The 22,196-nt window shown below is 55.4% G+C and carries 21 protein-coding genes; 10 read left to right on the forward strand and 11 right to left on the reverse strand.

The genetic code is table 11. The annotated features are described in order from the left end of the window. Positions 1-28: 28 nt before the first annotated feature. On the forward strand, positions 29-1,345 hold the full coding sequence (gene rimO, locus P4L78_RS02600; protein ID WP_283148614.1) for a 30S ribosomal protein S12 methylthiotransferase RimO: 1,317 nt from the start codon (positions 29-31) through the stop codon (positions 1,343-1,345). Then, positions 1,345-2,133 carry a tRNA cyclic N6-threonylcarbamoyladenosine(37) synthase TcdA gene (gene tcdA, locus P4L78_RS02605; RefSeq protein WP_309326818.1) on the forward strand — a complete coding sequence of 263 codons (789 nt, stop codon included), beginning with the start codon at positions 1,345-1,347 and terminating at the stop codon, positions 2,131-2,133. Before rimO ends, tcdA begins: the two co-directional genes overlap by 1 nt. A gap of 102 nt (positions 2,134-2,235) precedes the next feature. Here the strand turns inward: tcdA and P4L78_RS02610 are convergent, their stop codons facing one another. The 3 genes from P4L78_RS02610 to P4L78_RS02620 all read right to left on the reverse strand — a co-directional run bounded on the left by P4L78_RS02610 (position 2,236) and on the right by P4L78_RS02620 (position 4,780). After that, positions 2,236-2,895: a zinc ribbon domain-containing protein gene (locus tag P4L78_RS02610; protein ID WP_309326820.1), complete on the reverse strand. Its 660-nt coding sequence runs from the start codon at positions 2,893-2,895 to the stop codon at positions 2,236-2,238. Next, positions 2,790-3,338 carry a hypothetical protein gene (locus P4L78_RS02615; protein WP_309326822.1) on the reverse strand — a complete coding sequence of 183 codons (549 nt, stop codon included), beginning with the start codon at positions 3,336-3,338 and terminating at the stop codon, positions 2,790-2,792. Before P4L78_RS02615 ends, P4L78_RS02610 begins: the two co-directional genes overlap by 106 nt. Positions 3,339-3,484: 146 nt before the next feature. Next, positions 3,485-4,780: an MFS transporter gene (locus P4L78_RS02620; protein ID WP_283148617.1), complete on the reverse strand. Its 1,296-nt coding sequence runs from the start codon at positions 4,778-4,780 to the stop codon at positions 3,485-3,487. Between the two features lie 468 nt (positions 4,781-5,248). Between P4L78_RS02620 and P4L78_RS02625 the strand changes: the two genes are divergently transcribed. Then, complete coding sequence (locus tag P4L78_RS02625; RefSeq protein ID WP_283148618.1) at positions 5,249-6,139, forward strand: TIGR02285 family protein; 891 nt, start codon at positions 5,249-5,251, stop codon at positions 6,137-6,139. Positions 6,140-6,241: 102 nt separating this feature from the next. On the opposite strand, the gene P4L78_RS02630 is transcribed toward P4L78_RS02625, so the two are convergent. Then, positions 6,242-7,489, reverse strand: a complete 1,248-nt coding sequence (locus P4L78_RS02630; RefSeq protein ID WP_309326825.1) for a dicarboxylate/amino acid:cation symporter — start codon at positions 7,487-7,489, stop codon at positions 6,242-6,244. 211 nt (positions 7,490-7,700) lie between these two features. Here P4L78_RS02630 and P4L78_RS02635 point away from each other — a divergent pair, with 211 nt between their 5' ends. Together P4L78_RS02635 and fumC are read left to right on the forward strand one after the other, a co-directional pair. Then, the gene (locus P4L78_RS02635; RefSeq protein WP_309326827.1) at positions 7,701-8,096 is read left to right on the forward strand and encodes an RNA-binding S4 domain-containing protein; all 396 of its coding nucleotides are present in this window, start codon (positions 7,701-7,703) and stop codon (positions 8,094-8,096) included. Positions 8,097-8,146: 50 nt separating this feature from the next. After that, on the forward strand, positions 8,147-9,544 hold the full coding sequence (gene fumC / locus P4L78_RS02640) for a class II fumarate hydratase (protein ID WP_309326829.1): 1,398 nt from the start codon (positions 8,147-8,149) through the stop codon (positions 9,542-9,544). A gap of 1,381 nt (positions 9,545-10,925) precedes the next feature. Here fumC and P4L78_RS02645 read toward each other — a convergent pair. The 4 genes from P4L78_RS02645 to radC all read right to left on the reverse strand — a co-directional run bounded on the left by P4L78_RS02645 (position 10,926) and on the right by radC (position 14,321). Further along, positions 10,926-11,411 (reverse strand): hypothetical protein, encoded by a 486-nt coding sequence (locus tag P4L78_RS02645; RefSeq protein ID WP_309326831.1) that lies wholly within the window; start codon positions 11,409-11,411, stop codon positions 10,926-10,928. Positions 11,412-11,576: 165 nt separating this feature from the next. Next, entirely contained in the window at positions 11,577-12,044 is a 468-nt protein-coding gene (locus P4L78_RS02650) for an HlyD family efflux transporter periplasmic adaptor subunit (RefSeq protein WP_405051492.1), read from the reverse strand. Between the two features lie 72 nt (positions 12,045-12,116). Next, positions 12,117-13,331, reverse strand: a complete 1,215-nt coding sequence (locus tag P4L78_RS02655; RefSeq protein WP_309326834.1) for a branched-chain amino acid ABC transporter substrate-binding protein — start codon at positions 13,329-13,331, stop codon at positions 12,117-12,119. A gap of 315 nt (positions 13,332-13,646) precedes the next feature. Then, the gene (gene radC, locus P4L78_RS02660; RefSeq protein WP_309326836.1) at positions 13,647-14,321 is read right to left on the reverse strand and encodes a DNA repair protein RadC; all 675 of its coding nucleotides are present in this window, start codon (positions 14,319-14,321) and stop codon (positions 13,647-13,649) included. A 92-nt stretch (positions 14,322-14,413) separates the two neighbouring features. Between radC and coaBC the strand changes: the two genes are divergently transcribed. Together coaBC and dut are read left to right on the forward strand one after the other, a co-directional pair. Beyond that, positions 14,414-15,619 carry a bifunctional phosphopantothenoylcysteine decarboxylase/phosphopantothenate--cysteine ligase CoaBC gene (gene coaBC / locus P4L78_RS02665; RefSeq protein ID WP_309326838.1) on the forward strand — a complete coding sequence of 402 codons (1,206 nt, stop codon included), beginning with the start codon at positions 14,414-14,416 and terminating at the stop codon, positions 15,617-15,619. Next, positions 15,616-16,065, forward strand: a complete 450-nt coding sequence (dut, locus tag P4L78_RS02670; RefSeq protein ID WP_283148627.1) for a dUTP diphosphatase — start codon at positions 15,616-15,618, stop codon at positions 16,063-16,065. Before coaBC ends, dut begins: the two co-directional genes overlap by 4 nt. Before the next feature lie 56 nt (positions 16,066-16,121). Here dut and P4L78_RS02675 read toward each other — a convergent pair whose 3' ends face one another. The 3 genes from P4L78_RS02675 to P4L78_RS02685 are packed head-to-tail and all read right to left on the reverse strand — an operon-like array spanning position 16,122 to position 18,042. Next, a complete protein-coding gene (locus tag P4L78_RS02675) occupies positions 16,122-16,505 on the reverse strand; it encodes an Hpt domain-containing protein (protein WP_309326840.1) in 384 nt (127 codons plus the stop codon). Next, the gene (locus P4L78_RS02680) at positions 16,502-17,308 is read right to left on the reverse strand and encodes a CHAD domain-containing protein (protein ID WP_309326842.1); all 807 of its coding nucleotides are present in this window, start codon (positions 17,306-17,308) and stop codon (positions 16,502-16,504) included. Before P4L78_RS02680 ends, P4L78_RS02675 begins: the two co-directional genes overlap by 4 nt. Positions 17,309-17,364: 56 nt before the next feature. Next, positions 17,365-18,042: an HAD family phosphatase gene (locus P4L78_RS02685; RefSeq protein ID WP_283148630.1), complete on the reverse strand. Its 678-nt coding sequence runs from the start codon at positions 18,040-18,042 to the stop codon at positions 17,365-17,367. Positions 18,043-18,141: 99 nt separating this feature from the next. On the opposite strand from P4L78_RS02685, the gene P4L78_RS02690 reads away from it, so the two are divergent. The 3 genes from P4L78_RS02690 to P4L78_RS02700 all read left to right on the forward strand — a co-directional run bounded on the left by P4L78_RS02690 (position 18,142) and on the right by P4L78_RS02700 (position 22,037). Further along, positions 18,142-18,549: a YchJ family metal-binding protein gene (locus P4L78_RS02690; protein ID WP_309326844.1), complete on the forward strand. Its 408-nt coding sequence runs from the start codon at positions 18,142-18,144 to the stop codon at positions 18,547-18,549. A gap of 346 nt (positions 18,550-18,895) precedes the next feature. Next, positions 18,896-19,567, forward strand: coding sequence for a TetR/AcrR family transcriptional regulator (locus P4L78_RS02695; protein ID WP_283148632.1), 672 nt, complete (start codon positions 18,896-18,898; stop codon positions 19,565-19,567). A 13-nt stretch (positions 19,568-19,580) separates the two neighbouring features. After that, on the forward strand, positions 19,581-22,037 hold the full coding sequence (locus P4L78_RS02700) for an acyl-CoA dehydrogenase (protein ID WP_309326846.1): 2,457 nt from the start codon (positions 19,581-19,583) through the stop codon (positions 22,035-22,037). Positions 22,038-22,196 lie beyond the last annotated feature (159 nt).

A 22,196-nucleotide genomic window follows, 5' to 3' on the forward strand; every position in this document is an offset into this window, starting at 1 on the left:
TGTGGCTACGGCCTGCTGGAGAGTACGTATGTCTACGCCTAAAGTCGGCTTCGTTTCGCTGGGTTGCCCTAAAGCCCTGGTCGATTCTGAACAAATCCTCACCCAGTTGCGCGCTGAGGGTTATTTGATTTCCGCTTCTTACGATGATGCCGACGTGGTGGTGGTCAACACCTGTGGTTTCATCGATTCCGCTGTGCAAGAGTCGCTTGATGCGATTGGCGAAGCGCTGGCGGAGAACGGCAAAGTGATCGTCACTGGCTGTCTGGGCGCCAAGGGCGATGGCGATGTCATCCGTCAGGTGCACCCCAAAGTGCTCGCGGTGACAGGCCCGCATGCCAAAGATGAGGTGATGACGCAGATTCACACCCATCTGCCCAAGCCGCACGACCCGTTTGTCGATCTCGTGCCCCCGGCCGGGATCAAACTCACGCCCAAGCACTATGCCTATCTGAAGATTTCGGAAGGCTGTAATCATCGCTGCACCTTCTGCATTATCCCGTCCATGCGTGGCGATCTGGATAGCCGTCCGGTACATGACGTGCTGCGTGAAGCGCAGAATCTGGCGAATTCCGGTGTGAAAGAATTGCTGGTGATCTCGCAAGACACCAGTGCGTACGGCGTGGATGTGAAATACAAGACCGGCTTTTACGAAGGTCGTCCGGTTAAAACCCGCATGACCGAACTGGTGGTTGAACTGGGCAAGCTGGGTATCTGGACGCGTCTGCATTATGTGTATCCGTACCCACACGTCGACGAGATCATCCCGTTAATGGCTGAGGGCAAAGTGTTGCCGTATCTGGATATCCCGTTCCAGCATGCCAGCCAACGCATTCTCAAGTTGATGAAGCGCCCGGCCAGCTCGGCCAATGTATTGAGCCGCATTAAAGCCTGGCGTGAAATCTGCCCGGATCTGGTTATCCGTTCGACCTTTATCGTCGGCTTCCCCGGCGAGACTGAAGAAGAGTTCCAGGAATTGCTGAACTTCCTCGACGAAGCACAACTGGATCGCGTGGGCTGTTTTACCTATTCGCCGGTGGAAGGTGCCACAGCGAACGAATTGCCCGATCACGTACCTGCGGATATCGCCGAAGAGCGTAAACAGCGCTTTATGGAAAAACAGGCCGAGATTTCCACCCAGCGCCTGGCCGCCAAAATTGGCCGCGAACTGCTGGTGCTGGTCGATGAAATCGACGAAGAGGGCGCTGTTGCCCGCACTTATGGCGACGCGCCAGAGATTGATGGCCTGGTGTACTTCGAACCGTCCGCCGACGTCAAAGTGGGCGAGTTTGTGAAGGTTCGCATCACCGATTCGGACGAGCACGACCTCTGGGCCGAACAAATCTGATGGATCAGTCGTATGAACGCCGCTTCGGCGGCATTGCCCGGCTTTACGGCACTGCGGCCTTGCAGCGCTTTCGCCACGCCCACGTGTGCGTGATTGGCATAGGCGGCGTCGGTACTTGGGTGGTGGAGGCGCTGGCGCGCTCCGGTATCGGTCAACTGACGTTGATTGATCTGGACGATATTTGCGTGTCTAACGTGAATCGTCAACTGCCAGCTTTTTCCGGGCAATTTGGCCGGATGAAGGTCGAGGCCATGCGCGAGCGCGTGCTGGCGATCAATCCGGAATGCGTCGTACATACGATTGAAGATTTTGTCACCGCCGACAATCTGGAAGAAATGCTGGGCGCGGGTTACGACTACATTGTTGATGCCATCGACAGCGTGAAAACCAAGGCTGCCATCATCAATTTCTGCCGTCGTCGCAAGTTACCATTGATGGTGACCGGTGGGGCAGGTGGGCAAACTGATCCGACGCAGATCCGCATTGAAGACCTTTCCAAAACCACGCAAGACCCGCTAGCGGCCAAGGTCCGTAACATCCTGCGTCGGGATTTTGGCTTTCCCAAGCCCGGCAAGAAATTTGGTGTGGATTGCGTGTATTCCACCGAAGCGCTGGTTTATCCGCAGGCGGATGGGTCTGTTTGTGGCACCAAACCAGAAGCAGGCGACAGCCCGGTGCGCCTGGATTGCGAGGGTGGCTTTGGTGCGGTCACCACCGTGACCGGCACCTTTGGTTTTATCGCGGCATCGCGCGTTCTGCGCAAGCTGGCTGATTCAGCCATCAAATAACGATACCCGCCCTACGTATTGGGTAAAAGATTCGCTCCCACTACGGGCCAGGCGCAAAGCCCGGCGGCGCGGTTGCGCCCTCCGGTTTTTGTGGTGCGGGGGTTAGTCGCGATTGGGCTGTAAAAGCGCGGGCACCACTTCAGCCGTGGCGGTGTCTTCGCCTTTCTGCACCGCTTTGCCGCACTTATGGCAGAACGGGAAAAACGCAAAATTACGCCCGCCGCAGCTACAAATACGGAACAGCTCTAGCCCGCAGTGGATGCAGAAATTGGCACCGTCGCCACCCAGATTCCACGGCTTGTCGCACGATGGGCAGAGCTTTTTCTGATAGGAAGAAATAGCCTTTTCGTAGACCACAGTGCGGGCGCGCTGGGTCTGGCTTTGCTGCATTTCCAGGCGTTTACGTTCTACATATCGCTGGAACACTTTGAGCATGTAAATGCCCGCGAACACCGTCAGCACAATCCCGACCACAACCCGGATGTAACCGCCAAAGCTGGGCAGATACGGCACCAGTTCTACAAAGAACGCAAACAGCGCGAACAAACCAAAGCCATACACAAACGGCCAGTAACGATGCTTGCGAAAGCGGATGAACAGCCAGATCGCCAATAACAAAATCGGCAAGGTAAACGCCAGTCGTAAAGCAAAAACCTTCAACTGATATTGCTGATTGGCGCGTTCATAACGTTGATCGGTTTCGTTTTGCAGTTGCGAAAGTTGGCCTTCCACCGTGTTGAGTTTGAGTTGCAGAGCCTGCACTGGTCATTCACCGCATCTTGCTGGCGCTGCCAGTTGCGCACGTTGCCTTGCAGTTCATCCAGTTGGCGAGTGCGGGCGAGCACTTCCGGGTCCTGGCTACTGTTGCCGGTGGCCTTGCGGGTATCGATCCAGTTACGGAAAGACTGGCTCGATTCCGCGTAATCCTTGCGGGCGCGATCCAGTGTGGTGCCGAGCGTTTCCTGTTTGTCGTTCAAGATATGCTGCTGGCGCTCCAGGTCTTGCTTGCTGACCAGCAGCGGTGCCTGCGCTTGCTGATCGGCAAACTGCTCAGCAGCGGGCGGCCCGGATTGCGGCGCGAAGAACATGTCGCGGATAACCAGTTCTCCCAGCATGTTCAGTAGCACGGCAAACACCAGTGCCACAATCCATGAAGCTATGCGGAGCAGACGTTCGGGGCGGGAGTGAGCCTGGCTGGTGGTCATCTGAGGTGATCCTTGACGCGGTGACAAAACGCCATGATTGCATGATCAATCGCTAATCGGCCAATGCTTGCGCAAGGTATTGGCTGTTTTGGCGAAAGAAAAGCCGCCATATAGGCGGCTTTTTAAGTAGCTTTGTTTGCGGGCATTCAGTGGCGTTTGGGCTGTTTGGCAACTGCCAGAATAATCCCCAGCACGCATAGCGCCGCAACGTAGTGCGCTGGCGCCTGGTGATCGGTAGTCATCCACACCGACAGCAGCACCGGCGTCAGGCCACCAAAAATGGCATAAGCCACGTTGTAGGCAAACGACACCCCGCTAAAGCGCACCGCCGCCGGGAACGAGCGCACGATCAGATAAGGCACCACGCCCACCACGCCGACAAAGAACCCCGCCAACGCGTAATTGAGCATCAGCGTGCTGGCATCCACCGGTTGGTGAAAGTAAAAGTTGTAGCTGGTAATCAACAGACCAATGCTGCCCACACCCAACGTGACCCGCCCGCCAAATTTGTCTGCAGCCGCGCCAAATACCACGCAGCCAATGGTCAGGCACAGCGTGGCCAGGCTGTTGGCTTGCAGTGCCAACGCTGGCGCCACGGCAAAGGTCTTTTGCAACCAGGTGGGGGTAAACAGAATCACCACCACAATCGCGGCGGAGAGTACCCAAGTCAGCAACATGGCCTGAATGGTACCAGCCAGATGGTTTTTGACCGTGGCCGCCACCGGCAAGCCTTTCGACAACTCTTTGCGTTGATGCAGTTCTTTGAAGATGGGCGTTTCTTCCAGGAAACGCCGCAGATACACCGCGACCAGCCCAAACACGCCACCCAGGATAAACGGAATTCGCCAGGCAAACCCGGCGACTTCTTCTTTGCTGTAATGCGTGGTGATGGCTGTAGCAATCAATGCGCCCAGCAAAATGCCAAAGGTGAGCCCCGCGGTGAGTGAACCCACGGCCAGCCCGGTGCGGGTAGGGGGCACGTGTTCGGACACAAATACCCAGGCGCCCGGAACTTCGCCACCAATCGCAGCTCCTTGCATGATGCGCAACACCAGTAGTAGTACCGGTGCCAAAAAGCCGATGGTGGCGTAGGTCGGCAACAGGCCCATAAACAGCGTTGGCAAGGCCATCAGAAAGATCGACAGCGTAAACATGCGCTTGCGGCCGAGCTTGTCGCCAAAGTGGGCAATGATGATGCCGCCCAAGGGCCGCGCCAGATAACCGGCGGCAAAGATGCCGAAGGTTTGCAGCAACTTGAGCCAGTCCGGCAAACCAGGCGGGAAGAACAAACCGCCGATGACTGCGGCGAAAAACACAAACACCACAAAGTCATAGAATTCGAGCGCGCCACCCAAGGCGGATAGCGTCAGGGTCTGGATATCGCGCCGGTTCAACGGACGATGCGCAGCAGACCAGGTCAGAGAGTCAGTACTTGTATTCATTTTATTGGCAGTCATGGGCTGAGGTCACAAGAGATCGCGCGTGCGCAAAATGCGCAGGCCGCGAAGCCGCTGTTAGCCGGATGAGGACAGCATGAAAAGCCGCAAGGTATGGATGGACCATGCAACCGTCGCCGGGGACCGCGCGCCAGATCGGCGCTCAGGCAAGGTATTGCTGCATTTGCGGATCACGCAAAAGTGGCAAAGATGAGGCGATCTGCAGTTTTAACAGCATCAATGCCCACTAATCAAGCATGGCCTGGTATTTTGGGTGTGATCTACCCGAAGTTGGTCACATTGAAAGCATCAGCGGGCCGCCGTTTCAGTTGAGTGTCCGGTTTATGCGTCAATGCTGATTGGCCGCCATGTTGTGAGCGGTTGGCCAAGAGGTGGTCCCGTATAATGGCCATTCACTGGGGAAAGAAAAATAGAAATGACGATGGCAATGACGATCAAGAAGTGCGCAGGCTCATGCGCAAAATAGCTCTCAACCTGCTGCTGTTTCTGACGCTGGGCGCGACCTCGGCGGCATGGGCACGCGAGACCATCACCTGGGGGGTGTTCGATTGGCCGCCCGTGTTTATTCTGCAGGATCACAATTCGGATGCAGTCACCAAACTGGGCGATGGCACCGGCGACAAGCTTTTGAAAATGCTGCAAAAACAGTTGCCTGAGTATGATCACAAGGTAGTAGTGATGTCAGCGGGGCGTGTGTTTGCGCAAATGAAGCAAGGTGAGAATCTGTGTTTCCCCTCGGCAATCCGGACCCCAGAACGAGAGAGCATTGCCGTGTTTACGCCAGCCATGCTGACCATGCCGATTCAGTTGGTGACGCGCGAAGACGTCCTCAAAGCTCATCCACGTTGGCGAGACGGCGTTGATCTGAAAGCGCTGGTGAAAGATCGCTCGCTGTCCGGAACATACGTTGCGTCGCGCTCATACGGGCTGGCAATCGACAAGATTCTGGCGTCTAACAGCAACACCGGTATGCACCCGGTTGCCGCAGCATTGCCATCCAGTCCGTACCAGATGCTGGCGCTGAAACGGATCGATTACACGCTGGAGTTTCCGCAAATCGTGCAATACCACGAGCAGCGCAAAGAGTTGCCAGCCGGGCTCACCATGGTGCCGCTACGCCAAGATCAACCCTGGCTCACCGGTTATGTCGCGTGTACCAAAAACGCGTGGGGGCAGACCGCCATTCGTAAAATTGATGCTGCCTTGCGCGATCTGGCCAAAGAGCCTGCCTATCGCAGCATGATTACCGATTGGTCGCCAGATAATGACAAAGAAGCGCAGCACAGGGCGCTAGAACGGTTTCTCAGCGATCGGGCCAGTCATAACTACGTGCCACAGCAATAGTTTTTCGTGGGCGTTTCAGAGGCAGCAAAAAAGGCGACCGCAGTCGCCTTTATTATATCTTGATATCTGGATTCCCGATTCAACTTCGTGGCGTTAACCGTATCAACCCAGTGCCGCTTTGAGTTTTTCCCGATCCAGTTCTTTCTCTGAATTGGATACCACAATCGCCGCCACGCCATTGCCGATGATATTGGTCAGTGCGCGGGCCTCGGACATAAACCGATCCACGCCCAGAATCAACGCCAGACCCACCACCGGGATACTCGGTACCACCGCCAAAGTAGCCGCCAGCGTAATGAAACCGGCGCCAGTGACACCGGATGCGCCCTTGGAAGTCAGCATGGCCACGATCAGAATCGACAGCTCCTGCCCCAGCGTCAGATCAATATTCAGCGCCTGGGCAATAAACAGCGCTGCCAGCGTCAGATAAATATTGGTGCCGTCCAGATTAAAGCTGTAACCCGCTGGTACCACCAAGCCAACCACTGACTTGGAACAACCGGCTTTTTCCAGCTTGCCCATCAATTGCACCAGTGCGCTTTCAGATGAGGACGTGCCCAACACCAACAGCAATTCATCGCGAATGTAGTTCAGAAATTTGAGGATGCTAAAGCCGGTAATGCGAGCTACCGTGCCCAGCACAATCAGCACGAACAAAGCGCAAGTCAGATAGAAACACGCCATCAAGCTGGCCAGTGGCACCAAGGCTTTCAGGCCATATTTGCCAATGGTAAAGGCCATGGCGCCGCCCGCACCCAATGGCGCCAGCCACATCAGTGTTTTGACCATGCCGAAGAAAATATCCGACAGGCCTTCCACAAAATGCAGCACCGGTTTGCCTTTCTCGCCGATCTTGTTCAGGGCAAAGGCAAACAGAATTGCTACCAGCAACACTTGCAGCAAATCGCCCGAACCAGTGAAGGCATCCGAGAACGTTTTGGGGATGATGTGCAATACAAAGTCCGCAATATGCTGCTCATGCGCTTTGGCCGCAAAGTCTGCGGTCAGCTTAGGGTCCAGGGTTTGCGGGTCAACATTGAAACCTTTCCCCGGTTTGAGGATGTTGGCGACCAGCAAACCAATCGCCAGCGCAAAGGTTGAAATCACTTCAAAATACAGCAGCGCTTTACCACCAACGCGGCCGACCTTTTTCAGATCGCCCGCATTGGCGATGCCCAACACTACCGTGCAGAAAATCACCGGGCCGATCAGCATCTTGATCAGCGCGATAAAGCCATCTCCCAATGGTTTGAGCGCAATGCCTAGCGCCGGGTCGAGATACCCAAGGATGCCGCCGCCGATAATCGCCACCAGCACCCAGAAATACAGGGTCTTATGCATGTGTTTCATCAGAGTCTCCGCCATTGGTTTTTATGGTTGTGTCACTCGCTCCCGAGATGTCCTGGTTTGCAGAGCCAGCCGGGGCGGTGCTACTAATTTACGACGTTGAATGCTTTGCAGTCGCTTGGGGTTTGTCCGGTTGGGGAAACTGTGTAGCGGGCGTATTGTCTGTCTGCTGGTCTGCCACAATGTGGTTTGGAAGAATGAATCAGGTGCATGAATGAAAACTCCAGAAATCCAGAAGTACCGCGTCGATAAATGGCTATGGGCCGCGCGGTTTTTCAAAACCCGCTCGTTGGCGACGGATGCCGTCACCGCTGGCCACATCCATTTGAATGGAGAACGCCCCAAGCCCGCACGCGATCTCAAAGTGGGCGACATGCTGCGCATTCAGGTGCCGCATGGCGAGTTTGAGGTGGAAGTGCTGGCGCTGTCCGACCAACGTGGTTCCGGTGAAAAAGCCCGCTCGCTGTATCAGGAAACGCCAGAAAGTCTGGTCAAGCGCGAGCAAGCTGCACTGGAAAAACAACTGGCGCCGCAGTTTGATCATCCGCTGGCCAAAGGTCGCCCGACCAAGAAATGGCGGCGGCAGTTGCATCTGCTGGAGCGCGGTTAGTCTTTCATTGCCGTTCAGAGAACAGGCCATTTCATACCCAGGAGTACGCCATGACCCAGTCCCGTATCGAAACAGATTCCATGGGCGAGACTGAAGTCGCCGCAGATCGTTACTGGGGCGCGCAAACCCAGCGTTCGGTGGGCAACTTTCCAATTGGAGTGGATCGCTTCAAGTGGCAACGGCCGATGATCCGGGCGCTGGGCATCCTGAAAAAGGCTGCGGCGCAAGCCAACGCGCAATTGGGTGAGTTACCCGCAGAGGTGGCTGAGCGGATCGTAACCGCAGCTGATGAGGTGATTGCAGGCAAGCTGGACGAGCATTTCCCGCTAGTCGTATTTCAGACGGGTTCCGGCACGCAATCGAACATGAATGCCAACGAGGTGATCTCCAACCGGGCGATTGAGCTGGCGGGCGGCCAGATGGGTAGCAAGACGCCGGTACACCCGAATGACCACGTTAATCGCGGGCAGTCTTCCAACGACACCTTTCCCACTGCCATGCATGTCGCGGTGGTGGAACAACTGCAGCACCGGCTGTTTCCGGCGCTGGCTGTATTGCGCCAGACCTTGGCGGCGAAGTCCGACCAGTATGCGGACGTGGTTAAAACGGGCCGCACCCACCTGCAGGACGCTACGCCAATTACGCTGGGCCAGGAGATCAGTGCCTGGGTGGCGCAGATTGATTTCGGCGTGGCCAGTGTGCATGCCTCGCTACCAGGTTTGTACGACTTGGCCATTGGTGGCACAGCAGTGGGCACCGGCCTGAACGCCCACCCACAATTTGGCGATACTGCCGCCGCCCGCATTGCCGAACTGACTGGTTTTCCGTTCCAGTCTGCCCGCAACAAATTCTTTGCCCTGTCTGCACACGATGGCCTGGTGCAGACCTCCGCCGCCCTGCGCACGCTGGCCGGCGGCCTGATGAAGCTGGCGAATGACGTGCGCTGGCTGGCCAGCGGCCCACGCTGCGGCATTGGTGAATTGCGCATTCCCGAAAACGAACCCGGCTCATCCATCATGCCCGGTAAGGTCAACCCAACCCAATGCGAAGCGCTGACCATGGTGTGTGTACAAGTGTTCGGCAACGACGCTGCGGTGGCGTTTGCGGGCACGCAGGGTAACTTCCAGCTGAACGTCTACAAGCCGGTGATGGTGCATAACGTGCTGGAGAGCATCGCGTTGATTAGCGATGCGGTGCTGGCGTTCAATGACCATTGCGCAGTGGGGATTGAGCCGGATCTGGCGGTGATTGATGCCAACCTTGAGCGTAATTTGATGTTGGTGACGGCGTTGAACCGGCATATCGGTTATGACAAAGCCGCGAAGATTGCCAAGAAGGCGCATCACGAGGGGCTGACTTTGCGGGAGTCGGCGCTGAAGTTGGGATTTTTGACTGAGGCGGAGTTTGAGGAGTGGGTAGTGCCGTTGGAGATGACGCGGCCATCGTGATTTGGCTTTGGCGTGCGGTTTGGTAGGGCGGGTGCAACCCGTCTTGCTGTTGTGGTCACGGCTTCAAAAGCTTTTTGTTAGTGCCTTCGGCACGGGTTTTAAAGGCGTTTGATACCCGGTGGTGACCGGGAGCACGTTACTTTCTTTCGCGTCGCCAAAAGAAAGTAACCAAAGAAAAGGCGACCCCGCTGCCGCAAGGGGGCCCGAAGTCAAAAGCAGAAGCAAACAGTCTGTTGGCGTGAGTCTTTGCGCGACTCCGTCGTTCCCTCGGACGGCCGGAGCCTGAGGTCTGCGGCTCTCGGTCGGCGTGATTAGCCACATTGTTTGCCAGTAGCAGCCCTCTCTAGCCCGGATGAAGCGGAGCGAGAATCCGGGGTCGCAAGGTGTCAATTTGCACATGTCATTTGAAATTGCCGATATCGCTCCCCGGATTCTCGCTTCGCTTCATCCAGGCTACGGAACTGAATATATATCACCAGGACCCAACTCAGCTCGAGTCAACGAGGTAACAATGGTATTCATAAGCGTTACATAGTCATCAGGTCCGATTGCCATTTTCCACTTTCATTTTAAGGAAAAACATCAAAAAAATGAACAAGAATACATCCATATTTAATACATTCATTTCAAAAATGTTGACAACATAATAAGAAACCCAGCAGCCATGTGGATTGCCACAGCCATACCAATAGTTAATAGTCCCATCCAATGAGAAAATCAAATACAGGACACAGATTATTAGCGAAATCAAAAAAGAACTAAATTTTAATCTTTTACATCCATCCATATATTTTTTTTTACTTGTTTTTTTATAAAAAACAATATTTAGAAAGACCGAAATAACCCCAAGAACATATCTGGAAAAGACCTGCCAAGTAAAAATCACCCCCCCCGCGCTCTCGCAGGACAAAATCCCCGTCAAATATTTCCTTCCAACCACAGGAAGGAAAAAATATAAAATCCATCCAACAACAAAGAAAGTACACGTGATTTTGAAAAATAATTTGTAAAACGCACTAAAATCAAATTTATCAAAAAGCACCAATAATCACTCCCAAATAAAACATCACACAAATAACAGATGCCTCAAACAATTATTCCTTAAATTTTTTTTACGCCAATGCCAATTAACGTTCTCGCAAACTCTCACTCGCATATTCAATCAGCAAGGTGTCAATTTGCACATGTCGTTTGAAATTGCCGATATCGCTCCCCGGATTCTCGCTCTGCTTCATCCGGGCTACGGTGCTACAATTTGAACGACGTCATTAAACACCTTTTGATACTGATTTTTATTGTAATCATCAATTAGCGCATATACAGAGTCAATTATAGAAATCAGCCCAGCCGCATTATTTACACGATCAGTTGCATTCATTTTTTAATTCTCCACGTTGAGCACAAAAGATTCAAATGAGCGAAATATTAAACTTTCCTTATCTTTAAAAAACCTGGGGTCTACCCTTATGAATTTTTTTTTATTTATTCTGTTTTGCTGCGTTTTTTTAAGTTCCAAAAAATAAAAAAAACAAGCCCAATTTGATTTTATTTGGACCTCTGGTGAGTTTTCTTTAAATGCTACAAAAATAAAAGATTGAAATCCGCCTCTACCGCTGGACAAGCTCTTAATTTCAACCGAGGATACAGTCTTAGTTTCGAATTCAAACATACCTGCATATTCAACAACATCATGAGCTACCACCAATTTCCTTCTGTCCGCAAATGCAAGAAGAAAAAAAGTAGAGACAATGACTTCGCAGAGAGAGCTCAGGATTGTTTCACCAAACACCCAACCAATAAAAACAGTAAGACCAATGGAAATTAAATATCCAACAGGGTGAAGAAAAAATGCCGCAGCGCTCATCACTGACACTATTCCAAAAAATAATATCGAGGATTGAAAAAGAACGGTTAAAATTCCCGAAAACGAAAGATCAAAATAGTATGTGTTTTGCATAATTACCTTTTTAAATTTCGTATTTCAAATTGAAAATTATTTCATTAGATAACACGCCCCTCAAACATGGGGCTATTACCGTTCCCGCAAACTCTCACTCGCATACTCAATCAGCGGGCTCAGGAAATACTCCGCCACCCGCCTGCGCCCGGTTTTGACTTCCACTGTTACCGCCATGCCCGGGGTGAGGTTCACCCACTTGTTGTCGACATGGATGCGGCTGCTCGGCAGGGTGATGCGGGCGGGGTAAACCAGGCCCAGTTTTTTGTCTTGTGAGGCGTCGTTGCTGACCTTGATGACGGTGCCGGTGAGGTAGTCGTAGCGGGTGTAGGGGAAGGTTTCGATCTTGATGATCGCTTCCTGCCCGGCGTCCACAAACCCGATGTCCTTGTTGTCGACGCTGGCTTCGACTTCCAGGGTGTCGTCGGGGACGATTTCCATGAGCCACTGCGCGGTCTGCACCACGCCGCCGACGGTATGCACGTTCAATTGCTGCACGGTGCCGCTACCTTGAGAGCCGCCTACACGTTTTGGTGGCTGCACACGTGCAAAACAAACGGCAGCCAAAGCTGCCGTTTATTCACCACACTACAAAGATTGCCTGGCTACGCCAAATTACTTCGCGCCGCCCACAATCTCCAGCACTTCCCACTTGCCACCCTTCACGGTGTAAATGGTGATCGCGCCGTTTTTGATGTCGCCCTTTTCATCAAAGGTGATCGGGCCGGTTACGCCCTGGTAGTCGATCTTGGCCAGTTCTGGCAGGTACTTGGCCGGTTCGGTGGAGCCGGCTTTCTTCATGGCTTCAACCATCACCTTCACAGCGTCATAGCAGTACGGTGCGTACAGTTGCACTTCCATGCCGAAGGTCTTCTTGAACTTGTCCAGGAATTCCTTGCCGCCAGGCAGTTGGTCTTTGGGTTGACCTGGGGAGGACGACACCATGCCTTCGGAGTCATCGCCAGCCAGTTTGATCAATTCAGGAGTTTGCGTGCCGTCGCCGCCCATGACCTTGGCGCTGATGCCCAGTTTCTTGGCTTGTTTCTTCAGCGGAGCAGCTTGTGCGTCCATGCCGCCGTAGAAGATCAGGTCAGGCTTGGTGCCTTTGATCGAGGTCAGGATCGCGTTGAAGTCGGTTTCCTGGTTGGTGGTGAATTCGCGCTTCACCACGTCGCCACCGGCGGCCTTGGCGGCTTTTTCGAATTCGTCTGCCAGGCCTTGGCCGTAAGCGGTGCGGTCATCAACAATGGCGATTTTCTTTGCGCCCAGTTTTTGCACTGCGTATTCGCCCAGCACCTTGCCTTGTTGGGCATCGTTAGCCATCACGCGGAAGGCGGTTTTGAAGCCTTGGGCGGTGTAGGCCACGGCAGTGGCGGAGGGGGAGATTTGCGGGATGCCAGCGTCAGAGTAAATCTTGGATGCGGGGATAGTGGTGCCGGAGTTCAAGTGACCGATCACGCCAACCACTTTTTCATCGACAAAACGTTGAGCCACGGTGGTGGCGGTTTTCGGGTCGGCCTGGTCATCTTCCGAATCCATCTCGAACTTGACCTTCTTGCCGCCGATATCTGCGCCGCCAGCGGCGTTGATTTCATCAATCGCCAGCTTCACGCCGTCTTCGTTGTCTTTACCCAAGTGGGCGATGTTGCCGGTCAACGGCGCAGCGTGGCCGATCTTGACGGTAACGGCGCCGCCAGAGGTGTCGGTGGAAGCGGCTGCAGCAGAAGCAGCAGGTGCCGAAGCGGTGTCGGATTGAGCCGGTTCCTGCTTGCCACATGCGGCAAGACCAAGAATGGCTGCAGCAATCAGGCTGTAACGCGCGATGGTCATTTGCAAATCCCCTCAGGACTAATGCGATTTGATCGTCAGAATGATTCGGTGATTCCGGGTCTTGAAATTTCGCCAGGCTGATGCCCGGTAGGGCTTTCACTGTCGTAATTTCAAAGTTACGGTAAACGATAATGAAGAGGCGGGTTTCGGACTGTCAAATGTGTACCGGTGCTGGCGCCATAACGGTGGCTTCTATGCAACACGCGTCAGCTACCAATGCATCTGTAAGGTGCGTCCACCCAATTTGCGACTTAAACATGCCTCAAATTGGGTAATTGTGATGATGCCGTCAGCTATGTTGCCCACTGTGTCAGGCTATAAATGGCCGTGCTCGGCGAAGGAGTACACCTGGTTGCCCGCAACCAGGAAATGATCCAGCAAGCGAATATCCAGCAACGCCAGCCCCTGGTGCAGCCTGCCGGTAAGAGAGACATCCGCGGCGGAAGGCGTAGCGCGACCAGAAGGATGGTTGTGGGCGACGATCACCGCGCTGGCATGATGGTGCAAGGCATGTCGTGCCAGTTCCTGCGGATAAACATGGGCCTGATTGACGCTGCCTTGTGAGAGCTCCACCACGCTGGTGACTTGATGGCCCGCATCAAGCATCAGCGCAATAAAACACTCCACCTGCCGGTTGCGCAGCAACAATCCGAGATAGTCGCGCACCGCTTGTGGGCTAGTCAGCACATCGGTTTGCGCCATGTCTTCTCGCAGCGCACGACGGGCCATTTCCAGCACGGCTTGCAGTTGCGCGTACTTGGCATCGCCCATCCCGGCGATCTTGCCAAACGCCGCCCGTGGCGCGCTGAATACGCCGTTGAGTGAGCCGAATTCGGTGAGCAACAGCCGCGCCAGATCCACCGCACTCAGCCCGACAATGCCCACGCGCAGAAATATCGCCAATAACTCGGCATCGGATAACGCTTGTGCGCCGCGTTCCAGCAGTTTTTCGCGCGGCCGTTCGGCGGCGGGCCAGTCACTGATTGCCATAAGAGCCTTTGACAGGTGGGGAAGGGGAACGCAGCGCGATACCCTGTTACACTTCTGGCCCATCAGCAACCTTGAAACCAGACAGGTTTGCCATGAAACAAACTCAAAAACGCATCGTGCTCGGCGTAACGGGCGGAGTGGCTGCTTACAAGGCAGCAGAATTGACGCGGCTGATGATCAAAGCCGGATGGGATGTCCAGGTGGTGCTGACCCAGGCGGGCGCGGCATTTGTCACGCCCGTTACGTTCCAGGCTCTATCGGGCAACACCGTGTTTACCGATCAGTGGGATGCCCGCATCGGTAATAACATGCCCCACATTGATCTGAGCCGCGGTGCCGATGCCATTGTGGTGGCACCAGCTACAGCCGATCTGATGGCCAAAGTGGCCAACGGCCTGTGTGATGATTTGTTGTCGACCATGATCGCCGCACGCGATTGCCCGTTGCTGGTGGCTCCGGCCATGAACAAGCAGATGTGGGAAAACAAACCCAATCAACGCAATGTGGCGCAACTCAAAGCCGATGGCGTAATCGTGCTGGGTCCGGATGCGGGCGACCAGGCGTGTGGCGAAGTTGGCATGGGCCGCATGCTGGAGCCCGCCGCCATCATGCAAGCGCTGGAAGCGTTTTTTCAGCCCAAGCTGCTGCGGGGCAAGCGCGTGTTGATTACCGCTGGTGCCACATTTGAGCGCATCGACGCCGTACGCGGCATTACCAATACCAGTTCCGGAAAGATGGGTTTTGCCGTGGCCCGCGCCGCGCTGGAAGCCGGGGCCGAGGTGACGCTGGTCGCTGGCGAAACCGCCCAGCCAACGCCTTTCGGTAGCCGCCGCATTAATGTGCAAAGCGCGCATGAAATGCTGGATGCGGTCGAGCGCGAGGTTGCGCACACTGACATTTTCATCAGCGTGGCGGCGGTGGCTGACTATCATGTGGTCAACCAGTCCGAACACAAAATCAAAAAAGATTCGCCCACGCTTACGCTGGAGCTGGCCGCCAATCCGGATATCCTGGCGCAGGTGGCCAGCCGCAAAGACGCGCCGTTCTGCGTGGGCTTTGCGGCGGAATCAGAAAAACTGCTGGAACACGCGCAGGCCAAGCGCAAGCGCAAACACCTGCCATTGCTGGTGGCGAACCTGGTGCAAGACGCCATGGGCGCTGACGATAACGAGGTCATTTTGCTGGACGACGCGGGCGAGCATCGCCTGCCGCGTGCACCCAAGCTGGAGGTGGCCCGCCAGCTGATCGCGCATCTTGCGCATCTTTACCAAACAACGCTTGAGGGGAAGCAAAAATGAGCACGCTCGATATCAAAATTCTGGATGAACGCCTGAAAGACAATCTGCCCGCCTACGCCACGCCAGGCGCAGCCGGGCTGGACTTGCGTGCTTGTCTGGCGGCGCCGCTGGAACTGGCGCCTGGCGCAACGGCGCTAGTGCCATCGGGCATGGCGATTCACCTGGCAGACCCGGGCCTGGCCGCAATGATTATCCCTCGCTCAGGTTTGGGCCATAAGCACGGCATTGTGCTGGGTAATCTGGTGGGTCTGATTGATTCGGATTACCAGGGCCAGGTGTTTGTATCGGTGTGGAATCGCGGCAATCATTCGTTCACGATTCAACCGCTGGAGCGCATTGCGCAACTGGTGGTAGTGCCTGTAGTACAAGTGGAACTCAACATTGTTGAGTCGTTTGAAGAAAGCAGCCGCGGCGAAGGTGGCTTTGGCAGTACCGGCAAGCACTAAGCCACAGTCGGTATCACCTACCGGATATGAATCTGCGGCTTGAGCGCTGGCGCTAGTTAACGTGCAGGATCGTCGCCGTGCCGCCGCAGATTTTCATATTCCACATGCAAGTCTTGTAACAGCCTCTGCATTTCCCCCATACACGCCATCCAGATTTCCGCAACCGTTGCGCCATCACCTTGGCGAGCGGCGCATTCCAGCGCTTGCATCCGTTGCATGTTGGCGTGTGCCGCGATGGTACCGCAGCTGCCTTTGATGGCATGTGCTTCATGCGCGACCGTGCCGAAATCTTCAGCGCTGGCCGCAGATTCAAGCGTTTGCAGCCGTGCAGGTATATCCGATAAAAACACGCCAAGTAGTTCTGCCAGCAAATCGGCGTCGCCAGCAACCGCGCCAAGTGCATTAAGGCGGTTGTATTCAGATTGGAATTGGCTGGTCATGATGGATGCGGTGCCACGGCAGAGTCGCGAGCGAGAGCTTGTAGCAGCGAGCGTGCCGCCTGATCGGCTTCGGCCAGCGCTTTATCGCGCTGCTGTTGCCAGTATAGAGTTAGTTCCGGCGAAAACTGGCCACCGTATTTCTCGTTCAGCACGTCCAGATCATGCAGATGCCCGAGCGCTTCTTGCGCCGGTTTGGCCGCGCCCGGCAGGGCACGCCAACGCCTGGGCAACCACTGCTGCAGATGCTCATGCAAGTAGCGCAATTTTTTTACGGTGACGCGTGCGGCGTGCCAGTTGGCCACATCCGCCTGTTCGTCCAGACCAACCAACTGGCGACCTGATTTGTGCCGCAAAGCACGTGCGGTCTGGCGGATGCGCTGGGTCAGCTTGCGTTTGCCCGGCAAGGACTTTTGCAACAGCTCGGGTAGCGCCTCGACGTTTCGGTCAAAGCCTTTCAGCCGCAACTGGCGCAACGCTTGAGCGCGGGGAACGGCGCTATCGTTGATTTGGGTTATGAGTGGCTCAGTTAACGGTTGCGGCCAGGTGGCGATCAGTTCGAGCAAGGCATCCCGATCGCGCAACGCGTTGGTGGCCGATCCTGCCTGCTTCATCAAGGTCAGAAGTTTGGCGATTGCCTGACGGTGGCTGGCGAGCGGCGTGAGTTGAATACGCAGGCTGCGCAGGCCAATGCGGAACTGGTGCAGCGCGGCTTCGTCACCTTTGCGGCAAACGGCGCGATGTAAACGCACCAGTTGCTGCGCCTGCGCGCTTTGCTGTTTGATCCATTGCTTGCGCTTGCCCATCGCCACTTCCCCCAGAATGTGCCGCTTGCGTTAAATGTCTTTTTGACGTTATCGCGTCAGACCGTCTGCGCGCTCAGCCATTGATCAACAATGAACTGCGCGGCATTGAGCGATTCGACCACCGGTACACCCAGCGCCAGGGTTTCGGCCGACGGCGGACGCAAATCTGGCACCATAATCACGCGGCACCCGGCGCTATGGGCTGCGGCGATACCAAAATTGGAATCCTCAAAAGCCACGCATTCTTGCGGTAAGCGGCCAAGGCTGGCGCTGGCTTTGAGATAGATATCGGGCGCAGGCTTGGGATGTTCGATTTCATCGCCACACACGGCAAACTCAAAGTAAGGCCACAGACCTGCTTCTTGCAGGTGATGCTCAGCCACGCTGCGCCGTGACGATGTCGCTACCGCGCAGGGAATACCGCGTTGTTTGAGCCATTCCAGCAAATCGCGCACCCCGGGGCGATGGGGAATGGCGACTGCAGTCGCTTTCAGGTAGCAGGCGTGGGTGGCGTCGATCAAGTCTTGCACCGGTGCATCAGAACCGAGTTCCAGCCGCAGATAATCCGGAACCTTGCTCATGTGCATGCCGACCATGCCGTAGGGCACACATTCATGTAGTGGGAGATTGAGTTCGCCAGCGGCAGCCATCCAGCAGTCAATGGCGATGCGCTCGGTGTCCAGCATCAAACCGTCCATATCGAAGATGGCGGCTTGCAAAGGTGGGAAAGACATGACGTAAACAATTGATTTGATTAAGATGCCAGTCTACCCGATCTACCACCCCCGGGACAGGCAGGAATGCCGCCCGTTGGCTTGCCAGTACACCCTCATATGACACCTTCCAAAGTTCTCTCCGCTGCCCTGCCTTGTCCTTGCGGTAACAAACTGGCTTATGCCGATTGTTGTGGCGCGTTCCACGCAGGCGAAGCCGCGCCTACGCCAGAAAAACTGATGCGCTCGCGTTACGCCGCTTATGTATTGCAGTTAGCGCCTTATCTATTGCAAACCTGGGCCGAGGCAACGCAACCAGCGACGCTGGATTTTGCCGAGGATGGAGCGGTGAAATGGCTCGGTCTGGAGATCAAACACGCGCAAGCGCAGGGCGACGATGGGCTGGTTGAATTTGTTGCTCGCTACAAAAGCGGTGGCCGTGCAACACGCATGCATGAAACCAGCCGCTTCAAACGCGAGCCGGATGGCCGTTGGTACTATGTAGATGGCGACATGCACGAGAAGTGAGCAACGCGGACGGGTAAACATGCGGTTTTCTCAGCAAAATCCCGTCAGAATCTGACAGTTCATATCAGACGACTACGTCTTTTTTGCCAGCTAGAGCCCTAAATCGGCCAATCTTGCTTTGATCCTGAACACCTTTGTTTGGGAGTGTTTCATTCAGGCAACGGCCTCACTCCATCCCCCGAAATGGTGCATTGGCTCGCAACCCGCGCCGATATTGGTGCGTAGCCGTGCGGGAAAATCCTTATCTTCATTTTGCGGTTGTGAATATTGACTTTGTTGTCGTGCTTCGTTAATTTCAAACAAACGTTTGAAATATTTGAAACAGCGCTACATCTCTGGAGTCAGCATGGCCGAGTCCGCCCGGGCTGTCGAAACATCGACCCGTATTCTTGATGCCGCCGAGCTTCTGTTCGTCGAGCACGGCTTTGATGCCACTTCCATGCGTTTGATCACGCAAGCCGCCGGCGTCAATATCGCCGCCGTTAACTACTATTTCGGCTCCAAAGACGGCCTGTTCAAGGCAGTTTTTGAGCGTCGCGCCGAGCCTTTTGTGCGACTGTTTGTCGGGCACCTGGATCGCCTTGAGCGCGATGTCGCCAATCCGTCGGCACAGCAAGTGGTTGAAGCCTTTGTAAACGCCGCCTGTGAACTGGGTCGCGATACTACCTTGGGCGGTTTGATCTTTGTGCGTTTGCTGGCTCGTACGTTTGTGGAGCCGCATCCGGTACTTAAAGAAAGCATGCCGCGCCGCTACAGCGAACTCACTCGTCGATACACCACTGCCTTGGTCAAAGCCCTGCCACATCTGGGCGAAGCCGAAGTGCACTGGCGTTTCCATTTCCTGGCCAACGCCATGTTCAACGCGTTTGCCGGTACCAACGTACTGCGTCTGTTTATGGCGCAACCCATCGTCAATGCGCGTGACCCGCAAATGGTCGCCCGCATGCTCGTTCCTTTTGTCGTAGCAGGCCTGGACGCGGCTGCCGCCGATCCATCCCTGAATAATGCAAATAATTGAGGAGTAACAAGACATGACCGCGCTCATCTGTGTGGCTGTTGTACTGGTCGCGTTCCTGCTGGTGGCGTATCTGCGCGCCCCGTTGTGGTTAAGCTCGCTGCTGGTTTTGCTGGGTACTGTTTATTCCGTGGCAGCGCACGGCGCTTCTGTGATCTTTGCCGTGGTCGTTGTGGTGGTATTGGCTGTTCTGAATCTCAAACCATTGCGCCGCGCCATCATCACTGGCCCGTTGTTTTCCGTCTTCAAAAAAATCACCCCGCCAATGTCGCAGACCGAGCAAGAAGCGGTTGATGCCGGCACCGTGTGGTGGGATCGTGATTTGTTCTCGGGCAAGCCGAATTACAGCCGCCTGCACAGTTTTCCGGCGCCCAAGCTGACTGCCGAAGAACAAGCGTTTATCGACGGCCCGACCGAGCAGCTGTGCGCCATGCTCGACGACTGGAAGATCACCCACGACACCAAAGATTTGTCGCCTGAAGCCTGGCAGTTCATCAAGGACAACGGCTTCCTGGGCATGATCATCAAGAAAGAATACGGCGGTAAAGAATTCTCCAATCTGGCGCACGCTCGCGTGGTGACCAAGATTGCTACGCGCAGTGGTTCTGCTGCAGTAACGGTGATGGTGCCGAACTCGCTCGGACCGGGCGAATTGCTGCAGCACTACGGTACTGAAGCACAAAAGAACTACTACCTGCCGCGTCTGGCCAAAGGTATCGAGATTCCGTGTTTCGCGCTGACCAGCCCGGAAGCCGGTTCTGATGCCGGTGGCATCCCGGATTACGGTTTAGTCACGCGTGGCAGCTATACCGATCCGCGCACTGGCGAGCGTCATGAAGACGTGCTGGGTATTCGCGTGTCCTGGGAAAAGCGTTACATCACGCTGGGCCCGATCGCCACGATCCTGGGTATGGCTTTCAAGCTGTATGACCCGGATGGTCTGCTGGGCGACAAGAAAGACATTGGTATTACCTGCGCGTTGATCCCGACCGAGCACGAAGGCGTGCAGATCGGCCGTCGCCACTATCCTGGTACCTCGGTGTTCCAGAATGGTCCGAACTGGGGTAAGGACGTGTTTATCCCGATGGACTGGGTTATCGGTGGCAAGGATTACGTCGGCCAGGGCTGGCGCATGCTGGTGGAATGTCTGTCGGTGGGGCGTTGTATCTCGCTGCCAGCCATGTCTGTGGCATCCGGCAAGTTGTCGTCGTGGACTACCGGTGCTTATGCCCGCATCCGTAACCAGTTTGGTCTGGCGATTGGCAAGTTTGAAGGCGTGGATGAAGCACTGGGCCGTATCGGTGGCTTTACCTACCAGATGGACGCCGCGCAAAGCCTGGCGCTGACTGGCCTGGATCTGGGCGAAAAGCCATCCGTGCTGTCCGGCATCTTGAAGTACCACAACACCGAACGCATGCGTAAGTGCATCAACGATGCCATGGACGTGCACGCCGGCAAGGCCGTGTGTATTGGCCCGAACAACTACCTGGCACACGGTTATCAGGCGATCCCGGTGGCGATCACCGTGGAAGGCGCCAATATCCTGACCCGTTCGATGATCATCTTTGGTCAGGGCGCGATCCGCTGCCATCCGTATGTGCTGACCGAATTGCGTGCGGCGATGGGTAACGACGGCGCGGCATTCGATGGCGCAGTAATTGGCCACATCGGCTTCACGATTTCCAACGCGGTGCGTTCGCTGTTAATGGGGCTGACTTGCGGTCGCTTTATCGGCAGCCCGAAATCCGGCGCAACCGCTGTGTTCTATCGCAACACCACACGGATGTCCTCAGCGTTTGCCTTCGCCGCAGACATGGGTATGGCTTCGCTGGGCGGTAGCCTCAAGTTCAAGGAAAAGCTCTCAGCCCGCCTGGGTGATGCGCTGTCCAATCTGTATATCGCCACCGCCGTACTGAAAAAATATCAGGACGAAGGTGCAACGGCTGAAGACTTGCCGCTAATGCAATGGGCTGCCCAAACCGCGCTGTATGACTGCCAGACCGCGCTGGATGGTTTCCTCAATAACCACCCGAACCGCGCCCTGGCATGGCTGATGCGCCGCATTGTGTTCCCGCTGGGTCTGACCCTGCGCACAGCGCCGGATGAAGTCGGTACCCGCATCGCTCGTCTGCTGATGGAGCCTTCTGCCAGCCGCGATCGCCTGACTGAGTTCATGTACAAGCCGACCGCCGAGACTGATCCGGTCGGTGTGCTGGATCACGCCCTCAAGGCCGTGATCGCCACTGAAGCAGTGGAAGGCAAGCTGCGCAAGGCGAGTCGCGGTGGCCAACTGACCGGCTTGACCTCGCACGCCCAGCTGGCCGATGCCCAGACCAAGGGTTTGATTACACAAGAAGAATTCTCTGCCATTACCCGTGCTCGCCAGCTCAAGCGCGCCGTGATCATGGTGGACGATTTTGACAGCCAGTTGCGTAACCCGGATCCGGAAGTAACGACCCGCAGCGTTTTCTAAGCGCGTCAAGGCTCCGTTGTATTTGCGTCCGGTGGCTTGCCGCCGGACCAATCGGAATAAAAAATTCAGCAGGTCGTTTTTGTTGCGCACCAAAGCAGGGCAAAACACTTGACTGGAATCTACTGAAGGCCGGAACAAGGCCTCCGATGAAAACCCGCC

Origin of the sequence: Silvimonas sp., from assembly GCF_031291215.1 — a bacterium.
GTDB lineage: Bacteria > Pseudomonadota > Gammaproteobacteria > Burkholderiales > Chitinibacteraceae > Silvimonas > Silvimonas soli.